The organism is Streptococcus sp. HMSC034E03, assembly GCF_001811505.1.
Lineage (GTDB): Bacteria > Bacillota > Bacilli > Lactobacillales > Streptococcaceae > Streptococcus.
The window spans coordinates 19,930-41,870 of record NZ_KV804969.1; the positions used below are offsets into that span (position 1 = coordinate 19,930).

General features: G+C 37.9%; 19 protein-coding genes. 16 read left to right on the forward strand and 3 right to left on the reverse strand.

Annotation, left to right across the window (positions count from 1 at the left end):
• Position 1 precedes the first annotated feature (1 nt).
• From HMPREF2805_RS02935 to HMPREF2805_RS02970, 8 genes are all read left to right on the forward strand, one after another.
• Positions 2-565, forward strand: coding sequence for an NUDIX hydrolase (locus tag HMPREF2805_RS02935; protein ID WP_075231321.1), 564 nt, complete (start codon positions 2-4; stop codon positions 563-565).
• Positions 558-869, forward strand: a complete 312-nt coding sequence (gene macP / locus HMPREF2805_RS02940) for a cell wall synthase accessory phosphoprotein MacP (RefSeq protein WP_075231322.1) — start codon at positions 558-560, stop codon at positions 867-869. The genes HMPREF2805_RS02935 and macP overlap by 8 nt, the downstream gene beginning before the upstream one ends.
• Before the next feature lie 10 nt (positions 870-879).
• On the forward strand, positions 880-1,575 hold the full coding sequence (locus HMPREF2805_RS02945; protein WP_075231323.1) for a 5'-methylthioadenosine/adenosylhomocysteine nucleosidase: 696 nt from the start codon (positions 880-882) through the stop codon (positions 1,573-1,575).
• 292 nt (positions 1,576-1,867) lie between these two features.
• Positions 1,868-4,156, forward strand: coding sequence for a DNA helicase PcrA (pcrA, locus tag HMPREF2805_RS02950; protein WP_075231324.1), 2,289 nt, complete (start codon positions 1,868-1,870; stop codon positions 4,154-4,156).
• A 72-nt stretch (positions 4,157-4,228) separates the two neighbouring features.
• A complete protein-coding gene (locus tag HMPREF2805_RS02955; protein WP_075231325.1) occupies positions 4,229-4,441 on the forward strand; it encodes a hypothetical protein in 213 nt (70 codons plus the stop codon).
• Positions 4,442-4,696: 255 nt separating this feature from the next.
• Positions 4,697-4,957 (forward strand): SemiSWEET family transporter, encoded by a 261-nt coding sequence (locus tag HMPREF2805_RS02960; protein WP_049509788.1) that lies wholly within the window; start codon positions 4,697-4,699, stop codon positions 4,955-4,957.
• 105 nt (positions 4,958-5,062) lie between these two features.
• The gene (locus tag HMPREF2805_RS02965; RefSeq protein ID WP_075231326.1) at positions 5,063-5,764 is read left to right on the forward strand and encodes a response regulator transcription factor; all 702 of its coding nucleotides are present in this window, start codon (positions 5,063-5,065) and stop codon (positions 5,762-5,764) included.
• Complete coding sequence (locus HMPREF2805_RS02970) at positions 5,761-6,639, forward strand: sensor histidine kinase (protein WP_075231327.1); 879 nt, start codon at positions 5,761-5,763, stop codon at positions 6,637-6,639. Before HMPREF2805_RS02965 ends, HMPREF2805_RS02970 begins: the two co-directional genes overlap by 4 nt.
• 39 nt (positions 6,640-6,678) lie before the next feature.
• Here HMPREF2805_RS02970 and HMPREF2805_RS02975 read toward each other — a convergent pair whose 3' ends face one another.
• The 3 genes from HMPREF2805_RS02975 to HMPREF2805_RS02985 all read right to left on the reverse strand — a co-directional run bounded on the left by HMPREF2805_RS02975 (position 6,679) and on the right by HMPREF2805_RS02985 (position 9,435).
• Positions 6,679-7,437: an ABC transporter permease gene (locus tag HMPREF2805_RS02975; protein ID WP_075231328.1), complete on the reverse strand. Its 759-nt coding sequence runs from the start codon at positions 7,435-7,437 to the stop codon at positions 6,679-6,681.
• A gap of 10 nt (positions 7,438-7,447) precedes the next feature.
• A complete protein-coding gene (locus tag HMPREF2805_RS02980; protein ID WP_075231329.1) occupies positions 7,448-8,356 on the reverse strand; it encodes an ATP-binding cassette domain-containing protein in 909 nt (302 codons plus the stop codon).
• Between the two features lie 269 nt (positions 8,357-8,625).
• Complete coding sequence (locus HMPREF2805_RS02985; protein ID WP_075231330.1) at positions 8,626-9,435, reverse strand: Cof-type HAD-IIB family hydrolase; 810 nt, start codon at positions 9,433-9,435, stop codon at positions 8,626-8,628.
• Between the two features lie 190 nt (positions 9,436-9,625).
• Between HMPREF2805_RS02985 and HMPREF2805_RS02990 the strand changes: the two genes are divergently transcribed.
• The 8 genes from HMPREF2805_RS02990 to HMPREF2805_RS03025 all read left to right on the forward strand — a co-directional run bounded on the left by HMPREF2805_RS02990 (position 9,626) and on the right by HMPREF2805_RS03025 (position 21,755).
• On the forward strand, positions 9,626-10,297 hold the full coding sequence (locus HMPREF2805_RS02990; protein ID WP_075231331.1) for a CPBP family intramembrane glutamic endopeptidase: 672 nt from the start codon (positions 9,626-9,628) through the stop codon (positions 10,295-10,297).
• 129 nt (positions 10,298-10,426) lie between these two features.
• Positions 10,427-13,678, forward strand: a complete 3,252-nt coding sequence (rexB, locus tag HMPREF2805_RS02995) for an ATP-dependent nuclease subunit B (protein WP_075231332.1) — start codon at positions 10,427-10,429, stop codon at positions 13,676-13,678.
• Positions 13,675-17,319 (forward strand): helicase-exonuclease AddAB subunit AddA, encoded by a 3,645-nt coding sequence (addA, locus tag HMPREF2805_RS03000; RefSeq protein ID WP_075231333.1) that lies wholly within the window; start codon positions 13,675-13,677, stop codon positions 17,317-17,319. The genes rexB and addA overlap by 4 nt, the downstream gene beginning before the upstream one ends.
• A gap of 16 nt (positions 17,320-17,335) precedes the next feature.
• Complete coding sequence (locus tag HMPREF2805_RS03005) at positions 17,336-18,514, forward strand: hypothetical protein (protein ID WP_075231334.1); 1,179 nt, start codon at positions 17,336-17,338, stop codon at positions 18,512-18,514.
• Between the two features lie 141 nt (positions 18,515-18,655).
• Entirely contained in the window at positions 18,656-19,153 is a 498-nt protein-coding gene (locus HMPREF2805_RS03010) for a YkgJ family cysteine cluster protein (protein WP_075231335.1), read from the forward strand.
• Positions 19,154-19,376: 223 nt separating this feature from the next.
• Positions 19,377-20,420, forward strand: coding sequence for a bifunctional glycosyltransferase family 2/GtrA family protein (locus HMPREF2805_RS03015; protein ID WP_075231336.1), 1,044 nt, complete (start codon positions 19,377-19,379; stop codon positions 20,418-20,420).
• A complete protein-coding gene (locus tag HMPREF2805_RS03020; RefSeq protein WP_075231337.1) occupies positions 20,417-21,328 on the forward strand; it encodes a phosphodiester glycosidase family protein in 912 nt (303 codons plus the stop codon). Before HMPREF2805_RS03015 ends, HMPREF2805_RS03020 begins: the two co-directional genes overlap by 4 nt.
• Positions 21,309-21,755 (forward strand): hypothetical protein, encoded by a 447-nt coding sequence (locus tag HMPREF2805_RS03025; RefSeq protein WP_075231338.1) that lies wholly within the window; start codon positions 21,309-21,311, stop codon positions 21,753-21,755. Before HMPREF2805_RS03020 ends, HMPREF2805_RS03025 begins: the two co-directional genes overlap by 20 nt.
• Positions 21,756-21,941 lie beyond the last annotated feature (186 nt).

Genomic DNA, 21,941 nt, shown 5'->3' on the forward strand with positions numbered 1-21,941 from the left:
GATGGAATTCGAAGAAAAGACTATAAGTCGTAAAGAAATCTATAAAGGACCGATCTTCCAATTGGTTCAAGACCAGGTTGAACTCCCTTCTGGCAAAGGTAGAGCACAACGTGATTTGATTTTCCACAATGGAGCAGTTTGTGTCCTTGCAGTTACTCCAGAAAATAAGATTGTCTTAGTTAAACAATATCGTAAGGCAATTGAGAAAGTTTCTTATGAAATTCCTGCAGGTAAGCTTGAAGTGGGTGAAAATGCAGATCCAGAAGCAGCAGCCCTTCGTGAATTAGAGGAAGAGGCAGCCTATACGGGCAAATTAAATCTTCTCTATGATTTTTATTCTGCGATTGGATTTTGTAACGAGCGCTTAAAACTTTACTTGGCAAGCGATTTGACAAAAGTTGAAAATCCTCGTCCTCAGGATGAAGATGAGACTTTAGAGCTACTCGAGGTCAGTCTTGACCAAGCTAAAGAACTGATCCAGTCTGGTCATATTTGTGATGCTAAGACCATTATGGCTATCCAGTACTGGGAATTACAAATAAATAGTGGAGGAGCCCATGGGTAAACCTTTATTAACAGATGAAATGATTGAACGTGCCAATCGAGGAGAGGACATCTCAGGTCCTCCCTTGCTAGATGATGAGGAAACTAAGATTTTACCGACTGCTTCTCAAAATTTTGGCTATTCACGAACCAGAGATCATGGATTTAGCCAAGATACACTGACTGTCGAAGTTGAACCCTCTATTCACAAAAGTCGTCGGATTGAAAATACTAAGAGAAATGTCTTTAATTCTAAATTGAATAAGATTCTATTTGCAGTTATTCTTCTCTTGATTTTGTTAATTTTAGCAATGAGATTTTTTTAAGGGGTCTATCATGAAAATTGGAATTATAGCAGCTATGCCAGAAGAGCTAGTTTACTTGATTCAACACTTGGACGATGCCAGCGAAGAAAAGGTTCTGGGAAATAGCTATCACACAGGAAAAGTTGGTTCTGTCGAGCTTGTACTTGTAGAGAGTGGAATCGGAAAAGTCATGTCTGCTATGAGTGTCGCTATCTTAGCAGATCACTTTCAGGTGGATGCAGTGATTAATACTGGATCTGCTGGTGCAGTGGCAACTGGGATTGCAGTAGGCGATGTAGTGATTGCAGACAAGCTTACCTATCACGATGTTGATGTGACTGCCTTTGGCTATGATTACGGTCAAATGGCTCAACAGCCTCTCTATTTTGAATCAGACAAAAAGTTTATCAATTTGATTCAAGAGAGTTTGTCTAAACTGGAACAAACTTGGCATTTAGGTTTGATTGCGACAGGAGACAGTTTTGTTGCTGGAGAAGATAAAATCAAATCGATAAAAGAGCACTTCCCTCAAGTTCTTGCTGTAGAGATGGAAGGGGCAGCTATTGCTCAAGCAGCTCACGCTTTGAACCTACCTTTCTTAGTCGTTCGTGCCATGAGTGACAATGCCAACCATGAAGCATCCGTTTCCTTTGATGAATTTATCGTAGAAGCAGGACGTCGTTCTGCCCAAGCCCTAATGACGCTTTTGCAGTCTATAAAGGATTAATAGAATAATTACTGAGAGTGGGACAGAAATCGGTAATTCGTTAGAATTCGATTTCGTCGTCCCACCTCCGCACAGTTGAGTAGGGTTGTAAAAGCTGATGAAATCAGCGTAGTAGAGCCCACTCAACCACTGCGTCTTGCTCGACAATCCAAAGACAATTGAGAGGCTAGGACTTTTGTCCCAGCCTCTTCTTATCTTGTCAACTAAAATAATCAGAAGGCTTCTGAGAAAAGTTATTTTCAAACTTTTTTGATATAATAGAAACATTGACTTGAAGAATAAGGAAGAGAAAATGAACGAATTATTAAAGGGAATGAATGACCGTCAAGCTGAGGCCGTCCAAACAACAGAAGGTCCACTACTTATCATGGCGGGGGCGGGATCTGGTAAGACTCGTGTTTTAACCCACCGTATTGCCTACTTAATTGATGAAAAGATGGTAAATCCATGGAATATCTTGGCCATTACCTTTACCAATAAGGCAGCGCGTGAAATGAAGGAGCGTGCTTATGGACTCAATCCAGCTACTCAGGATTGTTTGATCGCGACCTTCCACTCTATGTGCGTGCGTATCCTACGGCGCGATGCGGACCACATTGGCTACAATCGCAATTTCACGATTGTGGATCCTGGGGAGCAGCGGACGCTCATGAAACGCATTCTCAAGCAGTTGAACTTGGATCCAAAAAAATGGAATGAACGCACCATTTTGGGAACAATTTCCAATGCTAAGAATGATCTGATTGACGATGTGGCTTATGCTACCCAGGCAGGAGATATGTACACTCAAATTGTAGCTAAGTGTTATACGGCCTATCAGAAAGAACTTCGTCAGTCAGAGTCGGTGGACTTTGATGACTTAATCATGTTGACCTTGCGTCTCTTTGACCAAAATCCTGATGTTTTGACTTATTATCAGCAGAAGTTCCAGTACATCCACGTTGATGAGTATCAAGATACCAACCATGCCCAGTATCAATTAGTTAAACTCCTGGCTTCACGCTTTCAAAATATCTGTGTAGTTGGGGATGCAGACCAGTCTATCTATGGTTGGCGTGGTGCTGATATGCAGAATATCTTGGACTTTGAGAAGGATTATCCTCAAGCCAAGGTTGTTTTGTTGGAGGAAAATTACCGCTCAACCAAAACCATCCTCCAAGCAGCTAATGATGTCATAAAAAACAATAAAAATCGTCGTCCTAAGAATCTCTGGACTCAAAATACTGATGGGGAACAGATTGTCTACTATCGTGCTAATGATGAACAAGACGAGGCAGTCTTTGTAGCCAAAACCATTGATGAACTTGGTCGAAGCCAAAACTTCCTCCACAAGGACTTTGCAGTGCTTTACCGTACCAATGCCCAATCTCGTACGATTGAAGAGGCTCTGCTCAAGTCCAATATTCCTTATACCATGGTCGGTGGAACTAAGTTCTACAGCCGTAAAGAAATTCGTGATATCATCGCCTATCTGAATCTCATTGCCAACTTGAGTGATAATATCAGTTTTGAGCGCATTATCAATGAACCTAAACGTGGTATTGGACCAGGAACAGTAGAGAAAATCCGTGATTTTGCTAATATGCAAAACATGTCGATGCTTGATGCTTCAGCTAACATCATGTTATCAGGGAGTAAAGGTAAGGCAGCCCAGTCTATCTGGGATTTTGCCAATATGATTCTTGATTTACGGGAGCAACTGGGCCAATTAAGCATTACTGAGTTAGTAGAAGCAGTCTTGGAAAAGACAGGCTACGTGGATATTCTCAATGCCCAGGCGACTTTGGAAAGTAAGGCTCGCGTCGAAAATATCGAAGAGTTTCTTTCTGTTACAAAGAATTTCGATGATAATTCAGATAATCAGGAAGAAGAAACGGGACTGGATAAACTCAGTCGCTTCCTCAATGACTTGGCCTTGATTGCTGATACTGACTCTGGCAGTCAAGAGACATCAGAAGTAACCTTGATGACGCTCCATGCTGCCAAGGGACTGGAGTTTCCAGTTGTATTCTTGATTGGGATGGAAGAAAATGTCTTTCCACTTAGTCGCGCAGCAGAAGACATGGATGAACTAGAAGAAGAACGCCGTCTAGCCTATGTCGGTATCACGCGCGCAGAAAAAATTCTCTATTTGACTAATGCTAACTCACGCTTGCTGTTTGGTCGAACGAACTATAATCGCCCAACACGTTTTATCAATGAGATTAGTTCAGATTTATTGACCTATCAAGGTTTGGCTCGTCCAGCCAATAGTAGCTTCAAAGCATCCTATAGTAGTGGTGGTGTCGCCTTTGGCCAAGGCATGAGTCTAGCTCAAGCTCTACAAGATCGTAAACGCAATGCAGCACCAAGATCCATTGAATCAAAAGGACTACCTTTTGGACAATTTGCTGCTGGATCAAAATCAATTTCAAGTGAAACCAGCTGGTCAATTGGTGATATTGCCCTTCATAAGAAGTGGGGTCAAGGAACTGTTCTAGAAGTTTCAGGAAGTGGAGCTACTCAGGAATTGAAAATCAATTTCCCAGATGTCGGCCTCAAAAAACTTTTAGCCAGTGTAGCACCGATTGAGAAGAAGTAGTAGATAGTTTCAGTTTTTGAAGTTAATGATAACAGATTCATTTGATTCCACAGAGTTTAGTGGTATATAACTATGACAAAGAAGACGAATTTAACACCTTTACAGGTTATTGAAATTGGTAAAAACTTTCATTCTAATAATAAACTTGAGGGTGAATGTGTTTTAGATCCTAACCTTTTAAGATTAGAGCACTCTTATCCATATGAGTTTGAAAAGATGGATTACAAAGGTTCAACATTATGGTTTATGTTAGTTAAGTATCTGCCAAATAATTTTTTATTCTAAGACTATACATTAGTAATTTCAGATAAGGAGGCGAAGGTAGTTTTTTATTTGGATGTAAATGGTCATCCAAGATTTTTTAAATAATAATAGTATGATAAAACTGTTAGCCACCATACCTTTTCTAAAGATAAGAACAAAAAGTTACCTCTGGTCACAATCTTGTGATATTTTACATTCTCTTAACAAAAAAGTTTTTTGCTTATACAATTAAAACAAATAGTGTATAATTGAAACTGTTTTTGAAAGGAGAAGAAAATGTCTGAAAAACAAATGAAAACTTTGGGTTGGATTGCAACCTTTATGTCTGTAATGATGTATGTCTCTTATATTCCTCAAATTATGAATAACCTTGCTGGTCAAAAAGGGAATTTTATCCAACCAGCAGTAGCTGCACTTAACTGCAGTCTTTGGGTTTACTACGGTCTCTTTAAAAAAGAACGTGATATTCCTTTGGCAGCAGCTAATGCACCAGGTATCGTTTTTGGACTTATTACCGCATTGACAGCTTTAATTTAATATAGCTAATGAACTCTTCTTCGTATTTAAGCATGAAGGAGAGTTTTTCTTTATCCGAAATTCCTAAAAAAACATGATATAATACTATTAGAAAGGTTGGTGTTTATGGCTAGAATACTTATCGTTGAGGATAATAATGAGATTCAAGAAATTTTGAGAACTCTTCTTTCTGAGGAGCATGAGGTGATTCAGGCTTTTTCTGGTACTGAAGGAATGATACGATTTGAACAAGGTGACATTGATCTAATCTTGTTAGATATTATGCTTCCAGGAAAAAATGGCGATCAGGTTTTAAAATCCATTAGACAAGATAGTTCAATTCCTGTCATCATGCTAACTGCACTAAGCGATAAAAAGCTCATCAGCCAATATCTCTTAGATGGTGCTAATGATTATATCGTAAAGCCTTTTGATTTGGATGAAGTTTTTGCCAGGGTTACGGTACAATTACGTCAAAATAGTGATAAGCAAGCAGCTGAGATCGAACATCCTGACAAGTTGATTCAACAGTTAAAAAATATTCAATTTGATGCAGATAGTTTTGAAATCAAAAATTGCCAGGAAACTATTCGCCTAGCTAAGAAAGAATGCTTAATTCTCCAAACCTTGTTGAGACATTCTAAGAAAATTTTTACGAAAGAAGAACTCTATGAATTAGTCTGGGAGGATACTTATTTACCAGGCGACAATACTCTCAACACTCATTTAAGTAATCTCCGAAAAAAATTAGGTCAACTAGATCCAGAGCAAGAGTATATTGAGACTATCTGGGGAGTTGGTGTTCGGTTAAAAGGAGATGAGCAATGATTTATATTTTACTTTCTTTGTTACTGCTGGTTATTATCCTATTGACGATAGGATTGATTCGCTATCATCTAGCACTCGTAAACTTGAGCCAACAAATTGAAGACAAGATTCATACTGGAAGTATGAAGAGAATCGGAGTGTCAACTTTCTCCAAGGATTTTTTACATCTTTACCAGCAAATTAATCATCTTTTTCAAGAAGTTGAGCAGTCACGGTTGATTATGAAGCGTGAAAAACAGACTTTAGACATGGCTATTAGCAATATTGCCCACGATATTCGGACACCTTTAACGATTGCGTCAGGTTATACTCAGCAATTGCTTAAAACAGAAAATCCTGAGTCTGAGAGTTTGAAAAAAATTTCCCATCATCTCAATCAAGTTTCAAAACGGCTAGAGGCTCTTTTGGACTATCGTCGATTAATGGAAGGAGCAGTTAAACCTGACTTATCTGAGTTAGAAGTCTCGACATTTATGACACAAAAATTACTAACCTATTATGATTCTTTTCAGACGGCAAAGATTGACCTTGATTTGCAAGTAGAACCTGGTCTCTATTTATTAACAGATCCAGATTTATTAGACCGTATGTTACAAAATCTTATTGGCAATGTTCTGAAACATGGTAAGGATGAAGCGATATTTTCTTTGAAAGAAGTGGACAATCACATCTGTTTGGAAATTGCTAATCTGGTTAAACAACCGATTCGTAAAATTGAAAATCTCAGTCAACGATTTTACTCTGAAAACCTATCCGATACAGAAGAATCCTCTGGTTTAGGTCTTTATATTACAGAAGAATTATCTCACCTACTAGGGGCAGAACTACAACTAAGTACAGATGGTGCTTGGTTTACAGTTAAGATACTCTTTTAAAACAAGTAACCTCCTCTTTTTGAACAGAGGAGGTCATTTTTATAAGCTTTTCTTTTTGAAAACAGCAAGTCCACTTATGGTAAAGAATAGAATAACAGTCACTGTAACGACAATGGTGTATAGAACAGCTTGACTATAGACAGTCATGGCATAGGCAAAATTCAAGGATAAATAGCGTAAAATCTCGATATCTGGAAAGATAAGCATCGGTGTTGAAAGCAAGATAGAACTGATTAAATAGCCTATGAAAACAGCCAAATAAGAATGAGTCACATAGAGAATGAAGGAAACAATGGAAAGCCAAGCAAGAAGACATAGGAATTGAAGACCAATTGTTAGAAGTAGATTGCCAATAAATCCTTCTGGCATCGTACCAACCCCGTTTAGGATAGTTGCTGGTACAAAAGCAATAACTAGGCTAACAAAAATTTGCATTAGAGCGATACTTGCTAATACAACAGATTTGGCAAAGAAGAATTCTGTACGAGAAACACCCACTGTCAAACTATTTTTATAGAGTTTTCCGATAAGATCAACTCCTAGAACTAAGCAAGCAAGGATAATGCAGAGGAAAACTAGGTTTGAACCTTGACTCGATGCGTTAATAAGGGCTTGAATACCATCCCAGCCTTTACTTGGAAGTTCAGTTTCTGGAGGTGTTGTATCAACTGACATTAGATGTCCTGTAGCCCCAATAGTGGCTCCCATCAACATGAGTGCAAAGAGAACAATCTCTGTAATCCAAAAGCCTTTGGAACGGAAAAGACGGTAAAAGTCTGCTTGAATTGTGTGTATCATGGTGTTCCTCCTATTTTACTAATTGTGTGAAGTATTCTTCAAGATTTTGACGAGCATAGTAAATCTCATCCACGGCAACATCTGCTAGAGTAAGTTCTTTGAGAATGCGTTTGACATCTTGTTCATGACTAAAAATATGAATCTCATTGTCTGAATTAACAACTTTAAATTCAAGATGTACTTTGTCTTTTAAGATTTGACTAGCTTTTTCTTTGTCACTTGTTTTTAGAACAATATAGTCTTCGTTAAGTGTCTCAAATTCGGCCTTACTGATTTCTCGAATGATTTTCCCTTGGTCTAAAATTCCAAAGCGATTGGCAACCAGATAGAGTTCTGACAAGATATGACTAGAGATGAGAATTGTTATTCCTAGTTCTTGATTCAGACGTTGAATCATTTGACGAAACTCTTTGATACCGATTGGGTCAAGTCCATTGATGGGTTCATCAAGGATGAGAAAGTCTGGTTTTGATAGGAGGGCAATCGCAATGCCTAAGCGTTGTTTCATACCAAGAGAGAAATCTCTAAAAACTTTTCTACCTGTATCTGTTAACCCCACATACTTTAGTGTTTCCTGAATGACTTGATCAGCATTTGGGATATGTCGAATAGTACAATAGTATCTTAGATTTTGATAGGCTGTTAAATGATTGTGAGCTACTGGGGATTCAATGACTGAACCTACTCGAGATAGGGCTTTCGTGCACTCCTTATACCCTTGACTAGAAAAGAGGGAAATAGTTCCATGGTCAGCAGATAATAATTGGGTAATGATTTTAATCAAAGTTGTTTTACCAGCCCCATTCTTTCCGATAAGTCCATAGATATCTCCTTCTTTTACTGAGAGATTAAGATCTTGTAGAATGGGTTGTTTGCCAAATTGTTTGGACAAGCCATGGATTTCGAGGACTGTTTTCATAGTTTTCTCCTTTAACCTTTAATACTCAATGAAAATCAAAGAGCAAACTAGGAAGAGAGCCGCAGGCTGTACTTGAGTACGGCAAGGCGAAGCTGACGTGGTTTGAATTTGATTTTCGAAGAGTATAAGATGTTTTATTTTTATAACTCTAGTATAAAGCATAGATATCAAAGAATCGTCAAGCATTTCTAAAGAGTTTCTAAAGTTTTTAAGTTTCTAAAAAATAAAAGCCCAGTTGGCTAGAAATACTAGTTGACTGGGCTTATTTTCTACAAAATATATTTCTCAATAGCGCGTGCAACGCCGTCTTCTTCGTTGCTGGCAGTTACATCATCAGCGAGAGATTTGACGTGGTCGCTGGCATTTCCCATGGCAATCCCAAGCCCTGCAAATTCTAACATCTCAATATCGTTATTGGCATCACCCATGGCCATGATTTCAGAAGGTTGAATATCTAAAATCTCAGTCAAGCGAGAAAGAGCTGAAGCTTTTGTTGTACCAAGCGGCATTGCTTCATAGATAACTGGTTGTGAACGAACTCCGCTAAATCTCTGACAAAGTTCATCAGCAAATTGTTGTTCAAAATCATCTGTTTGTTCTTTTGTACCTAAGAACATACCCTGGAACATGCGATATTTACCACTGGTAGCTTCCTCTAGTGAAATTTCAGTCAGGTCAGAAAAGACAAGTGTCGCATCGTATTTTACGATAGGATTTGGTTCGCCTCCGAGAACGAAGTAGTGTTCCTCGTCAAAGAGAGTCAATTGGACCTCACTCTTTTCAGCAAGTTCATTCAGGTATTCGATGTCAGATTTGCTAAGTTCCCGCCAGTCAACAAGGCTCCAGTCACTGGTTTGGTGGGTAGAACATCCATTATTGACAATAACGTATTCATTTTGCAAATCAAGACCGAGTTTCTTGTAGTAGGGAAGAACTCCAAAGAGGGGACGACCAGTACAGAGAACCAGTTTGACACCTTTTTCGATAGCCTTATGGATAGCATCAATATGAGCTTGAGGGATTTCTTTGGCTTCGTTGAGTAGAGTTCCATCCATATCAAGAGCGAGTAGTTTAATCATAGTAATTCCTTTTCACGTGTTTTGTCTATATTATAACATATTTTGGTGAAAATAAGGATTACTATGTCAATTTAGGACGTTTGGATGACAATTCAAGATTTGAAGAAGATAATTGGCTAATATATGCTATACTAAACTTGCAATGCAGTTGAGATTATAGAGATAATGAAGAAAAAGCAGAGGATTTATCATGAAAAAAAGAGTAGTACAGATTTTACTAGCCTTGTTAGTAATTATTTATAGGAAGACATGGTTTTGGTGGATTTTTAATCATTTTACAGCTAGATTTGTAGTTGCTAGTCGAGAGTATTTTTTGATTCTTGCTTTTTTAGAGCTCATCGTTACTTTTATAGCTATTCTTTATTTACTAGTATTCGAAGGTAGAAGAATTCTTGAGTTGAAGTGGAAACGGAGATATCCAGTTTATTTGCTTCTTGCTTATGGTGCCAATTATCTTTTAGATATTGCATTGTCCTTTTTAACCCCAGCAACGTCCAATCAAATCGCTTTAAATGAATTGACTGAGATGACAGGGCGACAAGAGTTACCTTATCTTTTACTTATTGTTTGTCTGCTAGGACCAATTACAGAAGAATTGGTATATCGAGGAGTTCTGATGAATACATTTCTGAAAGATTCACCATGGTATGGAGATGTTTTGCTATCAGCCTGTGTCTTTGGCTATGTGCATGTCAGTTCAGGTTTAACACCACTCGCCTTTTTCACCTATGCAAGTGGAGGAGCAATTTGTGCATTCCTCTACCGAAAAACTCATTCTCTCTATTATCCCATTTTGCTTCATATCATGATCAACATTACAGCATTTTTGGAATTATGGATGCTCGTATTTTCTGCTAGGTAAATATTAAAAAGTCGGATTTTATTCCGACTTTTTTAATACGGGACAGGTTAAAATAAGGGCTTTATATCAATCTGTTTTGACCTAAAAAATGTTATAATAAAAGGTAATGAAAAAACAAACGAGGCAGAGATGAAACTACTTTATACCGATATTCGGACTTCTTTGACAGAAATCCTAACTAAGGAGGCTCAAGGACTGGTTGCCCAAGGCAAACGAGTCTTTTATATCGCCCCTAACTCTCTTTCTTTTGAAAAGGAACGTGCCGTGCTGGAGTGCTTGAGTCAGCAGGCTTCTTTTGCTATCATAGTCACGCGCTTCACTCAAATGGCTCGTTATCTGGTTTTAAATGATATTCCTGAGAGAACAAGTCTCGATGATATTGGTCTTGGTATGGCTTTCTATAAATGTCTATCTGAGATAGATGGTAAGGATTTACGTGTTTATGGGGCTATTAAACAAGATCCGCAATTCATCCAGCAACTTATTGAGATTTATCATGAAATTTCAACTGCAAAGATGAGTTTTTTGGACTTGGAAAGTTTGACAGATGCTGATAAACGATCTGATTTACTCTTAATTTTTGAAAAGGTAACAGCGTATTTAAATCAAGGTCAAGTTTCACAGGGGAGTCCATTATCCTATCTGATTGATGCTATCGAAGAAAACAAGGTAAGTAGTGATTTTAGTCAGATTGCCCTAGTCATTGATGGTTTTACCCGATTTTCTGCAGAAGAAGAACACCTAGTGGATCTACTTTATCGTAAGGGTGTTGAAATTGTTATCGGGGCTTATGCGACTAAAAAAGCTTATACAAGTCCGTTTACTGAAGGGGATCTCTATCAAGCCAGTGTTGAGTTTTTGAGACATTTGGCCTTTAAATATCAGACTAAGGCAGAAAATACTTGTCAAGAACATGAGAAACTTGATGCCTTTGCCAAAGCCTCAAAACTTCTCGAAAGTGCTTATGATTATTCTGAAATTAGTTTAGATGTGAATGACGAAGATAGAAAGGACTTGCAAATCTGGTCTTGTCTGACACAAAAAGAAGAGTTGGAGTTAGTTGCTCGTAGTATTCGTCAGAAATTGTACCAAGAGCCAAAACTTAGCTACAAAAATTTTCGAATCCTACTTGGTGACGTAGAGTCCTATAAACTATCCTTGCAGACAATTTTTAATCAATATCAGATTCCTTTTTATCTGGGCAAGAGTGATTCCATGGCTCATCATCCTCTAACTCAATTCGTAGAATCCATCGGGCGTTTGAAACGATACAATTTCCGTCAAGAAGATTTGATTAATCTCTTACGCACTGGCTTGTATACTGACCTTAACCAAGGGGAAATTGATAGCTTTGAACAATATATTCGTTATCTAGGTATTGATGGTCTTTCTAGTTTTAAACAAGAATTCACAAAAAATCATCATGGGAAATTTGATCTAGAAAAATTAAATGAACTTCGACTTCGTATCATTAGCTCTTTAGAAAAATTACTTACCAGTCGCAAGCAAAAAGCTGAAAATATTCTTGCAAAATGGAATAACTTTTTGAAGGAAGCTCATTTGACCAAGCAGTTACAAACCTTATCTGCAACGATGGAAGTAGCAGAGCAAGAAAGGCAAGAGGAGGTCTGGAAAGCATTTTGCCACGTAATGGAGCAGTTCGCAACCGTATTTGACGGTTCTCAGGTTACTTTAGATGATTTCATGGCACTTCTTCATTCAGGTATGTCCTTGTCCAATTATCGTACAATCCCAGCAACAGTCGATACTGTCCTGGTGCAGAGTTATGATTTGATTGCACCCTTGACATCTGATTACATCTATGCACTTGGATTAACTCAAGATCACTTGCCAAAAATTGCTCAAAACACCAGTTTGTTGAGCGATGAAGAAAGAGAAGTACTAAACCAGGCAACTCAAGAAGGTTCACAATTACTGATTGCAAGTCAAGAGAACCTCAAGAAGAATCGCTATACCATGCTTTCTTTGGTCAATTCTGCCAAGAAGCAATTGGTATTATCAGCACCAAGTTTACTCAATGAAAACGAGAGTAAAGAGTCAATTTATCTGAAAGAATTGCAGGATTTTGATTTTACCAAGATAGAAAAGAAAATCGATCGAAGAAACCTATCAAAGGATGATATTGGTTCTTATCACAGTCTTTTGTCTAGTCTTGTTGCTTATCACCAGCAAGGTGAGTCGGAGACAAGTGAGCAGGACTTGACCTTTATTAAGATTCTAGCTCGTGTTATGGGGAGAAAATTAGAAGATCAAGGTCTTGATAATCCTGTCCTACCGACAAGTCCAAAAAGTAAGACCTTAGCTACTGAAACTTTGGAAGCCTTGTATCCTCAAGAGCAAGATTTTTATCTATCAACTTCTGGATTAACAGAGTTTTATCGTAATGAATACAGCTATTACCTTCGTTATGTCTTAGGCTTGCAGGAAGAATTGCGACTGCGACCTGATGCACGAAGTCATGGCAATTTCTTGCATCGGATCTTTGAACGTGTATTGAAACTTCCGAGTGATGAATCCTTTGATCATCGTTTAGAACAAGCAATCTCTGAAACCAGTCAAGAACGTGAGTTTCAAGCGATTTATCAAGAAAGTTTAGAAGCCCAATTAACCAAGGAAGTTCTTTTGGATGTAGCGCGTGCAACTGGCCACATTCTTCGTCATAATACTGAAATTGAAACCATTCAGGAAGAAGCCGTTTTTGGTGGCAAGGAACAAGCCTTTATTCAGCTAGATAATGGTCGTAATGTCTATATTCGTGGTAAGGTTGACCGCATTGACCGTCTAAAATCAGATGGAGCTATAGGTATTGTAGATTATAAGTCTTCTTTGACTCAGTTTAAGTTTCCTCTCTTCTATAACGGCCTTAATTCACAATTACCAACCTATCTAGCTGCTCTTAAGAAAGAAGGAAATACCGATTTCTTTGGTGCTATGTATTTAGAGATGGCTGAGCCAGTTCAGTCCTTACAATCTGTTAAAACTCTTTCAAAGGCTTTAGCAGAAACGAATAAGACTATGAAATACCAAGGCCTCTTTCTTGAAAAAGAGATAAAAAACCTTGGAGAGTTTTACAATAAAAATAAAACTTATCAGTTGTCAGATGAGGAATTCCAGTTATTGTTAGACTATAATGCCCTTCTCTACAAAAAAGCGGCAGAGAAGATTTTATCTGGTGAATTTGCGATCAACCCTTATACAGAAAACGGTAGAAGCATTGCACCCTATGTTCAACAATATCAAGCTATTACAGGTTTCGAAGCCAATTATCATTTAGGTCAAGCGAGATTTTTAGAGAAAGTTGCCAAGAGCAATGCCAAGGAAGCTTGGTTTAATAAAATCAGAGAGGAGTTGGAGCGATGAAATTTTTATCTCAAGAAGAGATTACAGCCTTGCAAGTAGCAGAAGCTCAGTCTAACAAGAAACCTAAGAAAACAGCTGAACAAATTCAAGCTATTTATAGCTCTGGTCAAAATATTCTGGTCTCAGCTTCAGCTGGTTCAGGGAAAACCTTTGTCATGGCTGAACGAATTCTTGACCAACTAGCACGTGGTGTTGAGATTCGCCAACTCTTTATCTCAACCTTTACAGTCAAGGCAGCAACCGAGTTAAAAGAACGCTTGGAAAAGAAAATTAGCCAACAAATTCAAGAAACGCAAGATCTTGAACTAAAAAAACACCTCGGCAGACAATTAGCTGATTTACCCAACGCCGCGATTGGAACCATGGACTCTTTTACCCAGAAATTCCTGACCAAGCATGGTTATCTCCTTGACCTCTCTCCAAATTTTCGTATTCTTCAGAATGAAAGTGAGCAACTTCTCTTAAAAAATGAGGTTTTTCGACAAGTTTTTGAACATCACTACCAAGGCAAGGATAAAGATAATTTTAGTCGATTGGTCAAGAACTTTGCAGGTAGAAGCAAAGACGCGCGTGGACTGCGTAAACAGGTCTATATGATTTATGACTTTTTGCAGTCCACTAGCAATCCTCAGGCTTGGCTAGAGGAATCTTTCCTAAAAGGTTTTGAAAAGGCTGATTTTACAGTTGCTAAAGAAAACCTTGTAGACGATATAAAGGAGAAGCTCTGGGATTTAGAAAGCTTTTTCCGTTACCATTTGGATAATGATGCCAAGGAATTTGGTAAAGCAGCTTATTTAGAATCTGTCCAACAAGTTCTTGATGAAATCGGAGCTTTAACCAACGAATCAACTTTTAATCAATACCAAGAAGTTTTAGACCAAGTTGTTAGTATTTCGAAGGATAAGGGAGGTCGTGCTCTTACAAATGCCAGTCGTAAGGCCAAACTGCAAGACTTGAAAGAAACCTACAACCAAGAGAGAAAAGCAAAATTTGAAAAATTGATTGCGCTCAATGATCAAATCACTTTACTAAAATTCCAAGAAGATTATCATCAAGAGTCCTGGGACTTGGCAAAGACATTCCAAGTGTTCATGAGGGATTTTGTTGATGCCTATCGACAACGAAAACGCGAAGAAAATGCTTTCGAATTTGCTGATATTAGCCACTATACCATTGAGATTTTGGAAAACTTCCCACAGGTTCGTCAAGAGTATCAGGAACGCTTCCATGAAGTCATGGTTGATGAGTACCAAGATACCAACCATATCCAGGAAAGAATGTTGGAACTCCTCTCAAACGGCCATAATCGTTTTATGGTAGGAGATATTAAGCAGTCTATTTATCGTTTTAGACAGGCAGATCCCCAAATCTTCAACGAAAAATTTCATAGATTTGCTCAAGATGACAAAGAAGGTCAATTAATTCTACTTAAAGAAAATTTTCGGAGCAGTTCAGAAGTTCTAGATGCTACGAATGATGTCTTTAAACATCTCATGGACGAGGAAGTAGGAGAGATATCTTATGACGGTATGCATCAACTTGTTTTTGGGAATACTGATATTCAAGCAAATCCTGAAAACAAGGCAGAAGTTCTCTTATATGATAAGGATGATAGCGATTCTGATGACGACGAAGAACTCACAAGCAATAAACTGACTGGTGAGATGCGCATGGTGCTTAAGGAGATACTGCATCTCCACAATGATAAAGGTGTCTCTTTCAAGGATATTGCTCTCTTAACTGCTAGCAGAAGTCGCAATGATCAGGTTTTACTTGCCTTGTCTGAATATGGTATTCCAGTTAAGACAGATGGCGCACAATCAAACTATTTGCAATCCCTAGAAGTCCAGGTGATGTTGGATACTCTTCGTGTCATCCACAACCCTCTTCAAGACTTTGCTTTGGTTGCTCTAATGAAGTCTCCAATGTTTAGCTTTGATGAGGATGAATTAGCTCGTCTAGCTCTCCAAAAATCCGAGGATAAGGTTCAAGAAAACTTTTATGAGAAACTAGTCAATGCTCAGAAGAAAATTGGTCTTCAAAAGGATTTAATCAAAGCTGAATTACAAAAGAAACTAAACTTCTTCATGGAAACTGTCCAGTCTTGGCGTTTGTATTCTAAAACGCACTCACTTTATGGTCTCATTTGGAAAATCTATAGCGACCGTTTTTACTATGACTATGTCGGTGCTTTGCCAAATGGTCAAGCTAGACAGGCAAATCTCTATGCCCTTGCTTTAAGAGCAGATCAGTTTGAAAAGAGTAATTTCAAGGGATTATCTCGCTTTATTCGAATGATAGATCAGGTCTTGGAAGCCCAACATGATCTTGCCAATGTGGCTGTAGCACCACCTAAGGATGCTGTAGAACTTATGAGTATTCATAAAAGTAAGGGCCTTGAGTTTCCTTATGTCTTTATCCTCAACATTGATCAGCAATTCAACAAGCAAGATTCTATGTCTGAGGTCATCCTAAGTCGAAGAAATGGCCTTGGTCTCAAGTATGTTGCTAGAGTTGCTACAGATGCCAAAGAGGAATACGTTCCATCTACGATTAAATTATCTATCCCTAGCTTGACCTATACGCAAAACGAAGAAGAACTTCAGTTAGCAAGTTATTCTGAACTCATGCGTTTACTTTATGTAGCCATGACACGTGCTGAGAAAAAATTATATTTAGTTGGAAAAGGATCTCGTGAAAAATTAGAAGCAAAAGAATATCCGACAAATGGGCAAGGTCTTTTGACTCGAGAAACTAGATTAGACGCTACTAATTTCCAAGATTGGATTTGGGCCATTTATCAAGCATTTTCTAAGGAGGATTTGCATTTCACTGTGCGCTTTGAAGGTGAAGAAGACCTAACCAAAGAAGCTATCGGAGAATTGGAAAATAAAAGCCAGCTCCAAGACCAATCCCAAGCAGATAATCGCCAGTCAGAAACCATCAAAAATGCGTTGGAAATGCTAAAAGAAGTGGAAGTATATAACGAAATCCACCGTGCAGCAATCAATCTTAAAAGTGTACAAACCCCAAGTCAGCTTAAAAAATTCTATGAGCCTGTCATGGATATGGAAGGAGTCGTAGTTGCTGGTCAAAGTCAACTAAAAGAAAGTACGGTTCAATTCAAGCTTCCTGATTTCTCTAAAACTAAGAAAGTTACTGGTGCTGAGATTGGTAGTGCTACCCATGAACTCATGCAGAGAATTAATCTAGCTAAGAAACCCACTTTAGAGACTTTAACAGAGGCCTTGGAGCAAGTTCAAGTAAGCTCGGATGTCAAATCCAAAATCAATCTAGGAAAAATTTTATCCTTCTTTGATACAACTCTTGGTCAAGAGATTCTTGCAAACCAAGATAAACTTTATCGAGAACAACCTTTTTCAATGTTAAAACGAGACGATAAGAGTCAGGAAGATTTTGTTGTCCGTGGAATCTTAGATGGTTATCTTGTCTATGAAGATAAGATTATTCTCTTTGACTACAAGACAGATCGATACGATGATGCTAGTCAACTGATTGAGCGTTATCGTGGTCAACTAGATCTTTATGCAGAGGCTCTATCTCGCTCTTATCAGATAGAAACCGTTGAAAAATATTTGATTCTACTTGGTAAAGACCAAGTAGAAGTCGTTAAACTCTAAAAAGAAAGGAGACATCATGTCCATTCCTGTTAGAAAAACCTTATATGATGCAGTTTTAGAGGCATCTAAAGCCGATACTTGGGAACAAGCTACCAAAGAATGGAGTGAAGTTTCCTTGATTTTTAATGGAATCGGTCGAAGCAATTGTGTCTGCGGTAATGCTATTAAGTATGCTTATGAACTATTTAACGGAGTTACTGGCAAACGTCTCTTTCCCATTGGGAGTGACTGTGTGCGTCATTTCCAAAGAATTAGCCTAGATCAACAGCTAGAAGAGGAAGAAAAACTTCTCAGAAAGCTTGAAAATCTAACCAGAAAGGCCCAGAAAAAAGAAGCCATTCGAGTTAATAAAACAGATTTTGATGAGCGACTGATCAACTGGCTATGGAAAAAGGGAGCTTTTAAGTCAAATCGAGGTAATCAATTCTCACCAGAAAAGGATTATCACCTCTTTTTGGAGGTATTTCAAGGTGGAAGTTGGACTAAGGCAGAGCCTTTGAAGAAAGCTCGTATGGAAGAAGTCCTTGAGAAATTTATCAAACCCTTTCTACTTGGAAAATCTGACGATCAACTCTACCTAGTTAAACTAGGAAAAGAAAAAATTGACTATGAGCAAGAACTTCGCATCAAAGCTGAAAAGGAACGAAAGAAGCGAGACAAGATTGCAAAACAATATGCGGATAACCTGGTTCTAGCAATGGGACCAGCTGAACGTGCCTATCAAGATTACTTTGGACTGAGCGAAACGCTGACTCTAGAAGAACGCCAGTGGGAAAAGATTCTCTTCGGTAAAAATCGGACAGAACGTTCTATAAAATCAAAACAGTACCAAAGAGAACTCGAAAAGGATCAACGCATTGCTAGTCAAGATCCCCTTGAAAGAAAACAAAAGCAAGTATGGTTGTTAAACTCTTATTTTCAAGATATTCCAGAAGAAAAAGCTCGCTTTTCTCGGCTTTTAACCATGTATCGAAAAACTGGAGAAATCCCATTTTCAAGAGAATACCTATCTAATAATCTATTTGATTTTTTCTACAAAATGAAGGCTTTTGAGTTTGAAATAGCACCCGACAAAGTAAGTGATTTTTTAAAGGAGTCTTTAAATGCAGAGAACCTATCGTCCGCTCAAAAATCTTGGATAGAAGGCATTTTAACCAACTGCATCAAACCTTTTTTAGAAAGAATGATAGTATAACGAGGAAAGCTATCGTTAAAAACGTCCTGAAAAGAGAGACTCATTATTGTTAAAATTATGTCTCAAAGTAATTTCACATAATTTATTTTATGTATAAATCTCAAAATATTTGTATCAACATTAAAAAAATAGAAAGAAACTATGTCAAAAGAAATCGATATCGAATATTATCACCAACTAGCCATACAAAAACAAAAAGAGCATCGTAAATTTTTAGGAAATTTAAAAAAGAAAGCTCCTAAAAATTTAGATAAAATTGCGCTTGAAATCCATCAAGAAGTTTTTACTGAAATTGATTGTACAGCCTGTGCTAACTGCTGCAAGAGTCTTGGTCCAGACTTTAAAGAAGCAGATATCACACGTATTGCCAAGTATTTTAAAATGAAATTGCCAGCCTTTGAAGCTGAGTTTTTGCAAGTAGATGAAGATGGAGATAAGGTTTTCAAATCTATGCCCTGTCCATTTTTAGGAGGCGATAATCTCTGTTCCATCTACGACGTTCGTCCCAAAGCCTGTCGTGAATTTCCACATACTGACCGTAAGAAGATTTACCAAATCAATAATCTTACTATTAAAAATACTCTAACCTGCCCCGCAGCCTATCTCTTTGTTGAAAAGTTAAGAGAGAAAATAGACTAAGTACTCTCATTGTATGATAAGAATCATCCTCAAATACAGTCGCTATTTGAGGATTTTTGTATATTTATTTTTATCTGAAAATTCAAACTAAATATCTTATTGAGTGATAAGTCCTTTTTTAAGCTTAAAGTTTTTTAAACTTTTTCTTAAAGAAAACTGATATAAGGTATCTTTAAGCGATTTTCTGTATAGTTATACCATCATCAAAGAAAGAGGTATCGATATGAACTACATAGTCATTCCAGCTTATCAACCAGATAATAACCTTATCAAACTCATCGAAAAAATTCACGAAAAGAGTGATTTTCATATCTTAGTCATAGACGACGGCAGTTCATCAGAGTGCCAAAAAATCTTTGATAAAGCAAAACAATTTGCTACTGTCATTCGTCACCAAGTGAACCAAGGTAAAGGGCAGGCTCTAAAAACAGCCTTTACTTATATCCAAGAACAAAACATTTATGGTACGGTTGTCACAGCAGATGCGGATGGACAGCACAAGGTATGGGATATTTTCCGCACGGCTAATAAAGCTTCCGAAAATCCAAACAAGCTAATCTTGGGTGTACGTGCCTTTTCTGGAAAAGTTCCCCTTCGTAGCCGTTTTGGTAACAGCTTAACCAAAGCTCTCTTTAAACTTCAAACAGGAGTAGGAGTAACAGATACGCAGACAGGTCTTCGTGCTTTTACGACAAACTTGATTCCTTTTATGTTAAAAATAGAAGGCCAACGTTATGAATATGAAATGAATATGTTGCTCGAAGCAACGAAAGAATACGAGATTCTAGAAGTGCCTATTGAAACTGTCTATATCAATGATAATGAGGCTTCACACTTCCGCCCAATCCAAGACGGGCTCATGATTTATAAAAATATCTTTAAATTTGCCTTATCATCTCTCAGTAGCTTTGTTGTAGACTATGTCGTTTACGCCCTAGCAATCTTGATTTTGCCGACAGTTCCGACGAGTCTACGAATTTTTCTAGCAAACGGAGTAGCTCGTGTAACTAGCTCAATTTTTAACTATTCTACAAATAAAAAACTAGTATTTAAAAATGACGATAGCCTTGTAAAAACAGGGATGGGGTACTTTGGTCTAGCAGTCGGACTCTTTGTCTTAGACACGCTACTGATTCGTCTCTTCTTTACAGTCTTCGGAATCAACCTTCTGATTGCCAAAGTTATCGTCGGCATCCTTCTCTTCGCTGTCTCTTGGACAGTGCAGAAGAAATTCATCTTTAAGGAAAGGACATCAACTGTATTATGAAATTTTTAAAGAAACGCTATGCTTACGCCTCAGTTCTTGGCCTACTCTTGACAGGATCCTTTAGTTACTCAATGCTAAAGACCTTTGTCCTCGCTGAGACAATATCAACAGTCGCTACAACTAGCACAAGTTCCAATGCTGCAGCAGCAAGTCAAGCTGCTAAGACAGCTACTGTCACTGACTCTAGTTATAAAGATGACAATATTTCCGTCAATTTGTCTGAAACGACGGTCAATAATACACAAGTCTACGTTGCTGATATTACTCTGAGCTCATCAGATTATCTGAAAACTGCCTTTGCTCAAAATGCCTATGGAACTAACGTAACTGCTAAAACCTCTGTAACCGCAGCTGACAACAATGCCATTTTAGCGGTAAACGGGGACTACTATGGTGCTAACTCAACAGGTTATGTTATCCGTAATGGAGTAGTTTATCGTGATACTGTTCGTGAAGATTCTAGTAATGGCGACCTAGCTATTTATAAAGACGGCTCTTTCAAGGTTATTTACGAAGATCAGATCTCAGCTGAGCAACTAGTTAATGACGGTGTCGTCAATCTCTTGGCTTTTGGACCAGCCTTGGTCGAAAATGGTGAAATTGCAGTTGATACCAATACAGAAGTAGGACAGGCCATGGCATCAAATCCTCGTTCAGCGATTGGTATGATCGATGAAAATCACTATATCATCGTTGTTTCAGACGGACGTACATCAGAAAGTGAAGGACTCTCTCTTTATCAGCTAGCTGAGGTCATGAAATCTTATGGTGCAAAGACTGCCTACAATCTTGATGGTGGTGGATCATCTACACTTTACTTCAACGGTCAGGTTATCAATAAACCAACGACTGGTGGAAACAAAATTTCAGAAAGGGCGGTGAGTGACATTGTCTACATCGGTTACTAATCTTGGCAAAAAACGGTTAAAAAAAACAGTCATTTCTTATACACTAATCACTATTTTCTTCTTTGCATTTTCTAGAATTTATGAAGCTTTTAGTTTTGGAGAAACTTCTGTTCATATGCACTATTTATTTGCAGCACCTCTTGTAGGGGGAATTCTACTAGCAATCTTTCTCAAGGTTCTCCCTCATTTCTCTCGTATTAGTCTAAATCTATGGAATTCGGCAGTAGCGATTATTACAGCGGGTACACTTTTCCGAGGAATTGTCAATCTTTCAGGACGCTCTACAACCTTGGATACACCCTACTGGTATGTTGGGATTGGTTTTGCAATACTAGCAATCATTACTATCTTCATCAATCCAAACCTTTGGAAGAGTACTAGCAAAGTAACTAAAACGAAACGCAAAGAAGTCTATGGGCAGGCATAATGTTATAAAAAAGTAGTCGTTCAGCTTATGTTCGACTACTTTTTATCGCCTTTTATTTCTAAAATATTGTAGAAATATTACAAGTTTCTTTCTAATTTTAAATAATACTTTCGTATTTAAAATAATATTGTATAATAAAATGGATAATTAGCGTTTTTAATACAATATTTAAGAAAAACAAATCCC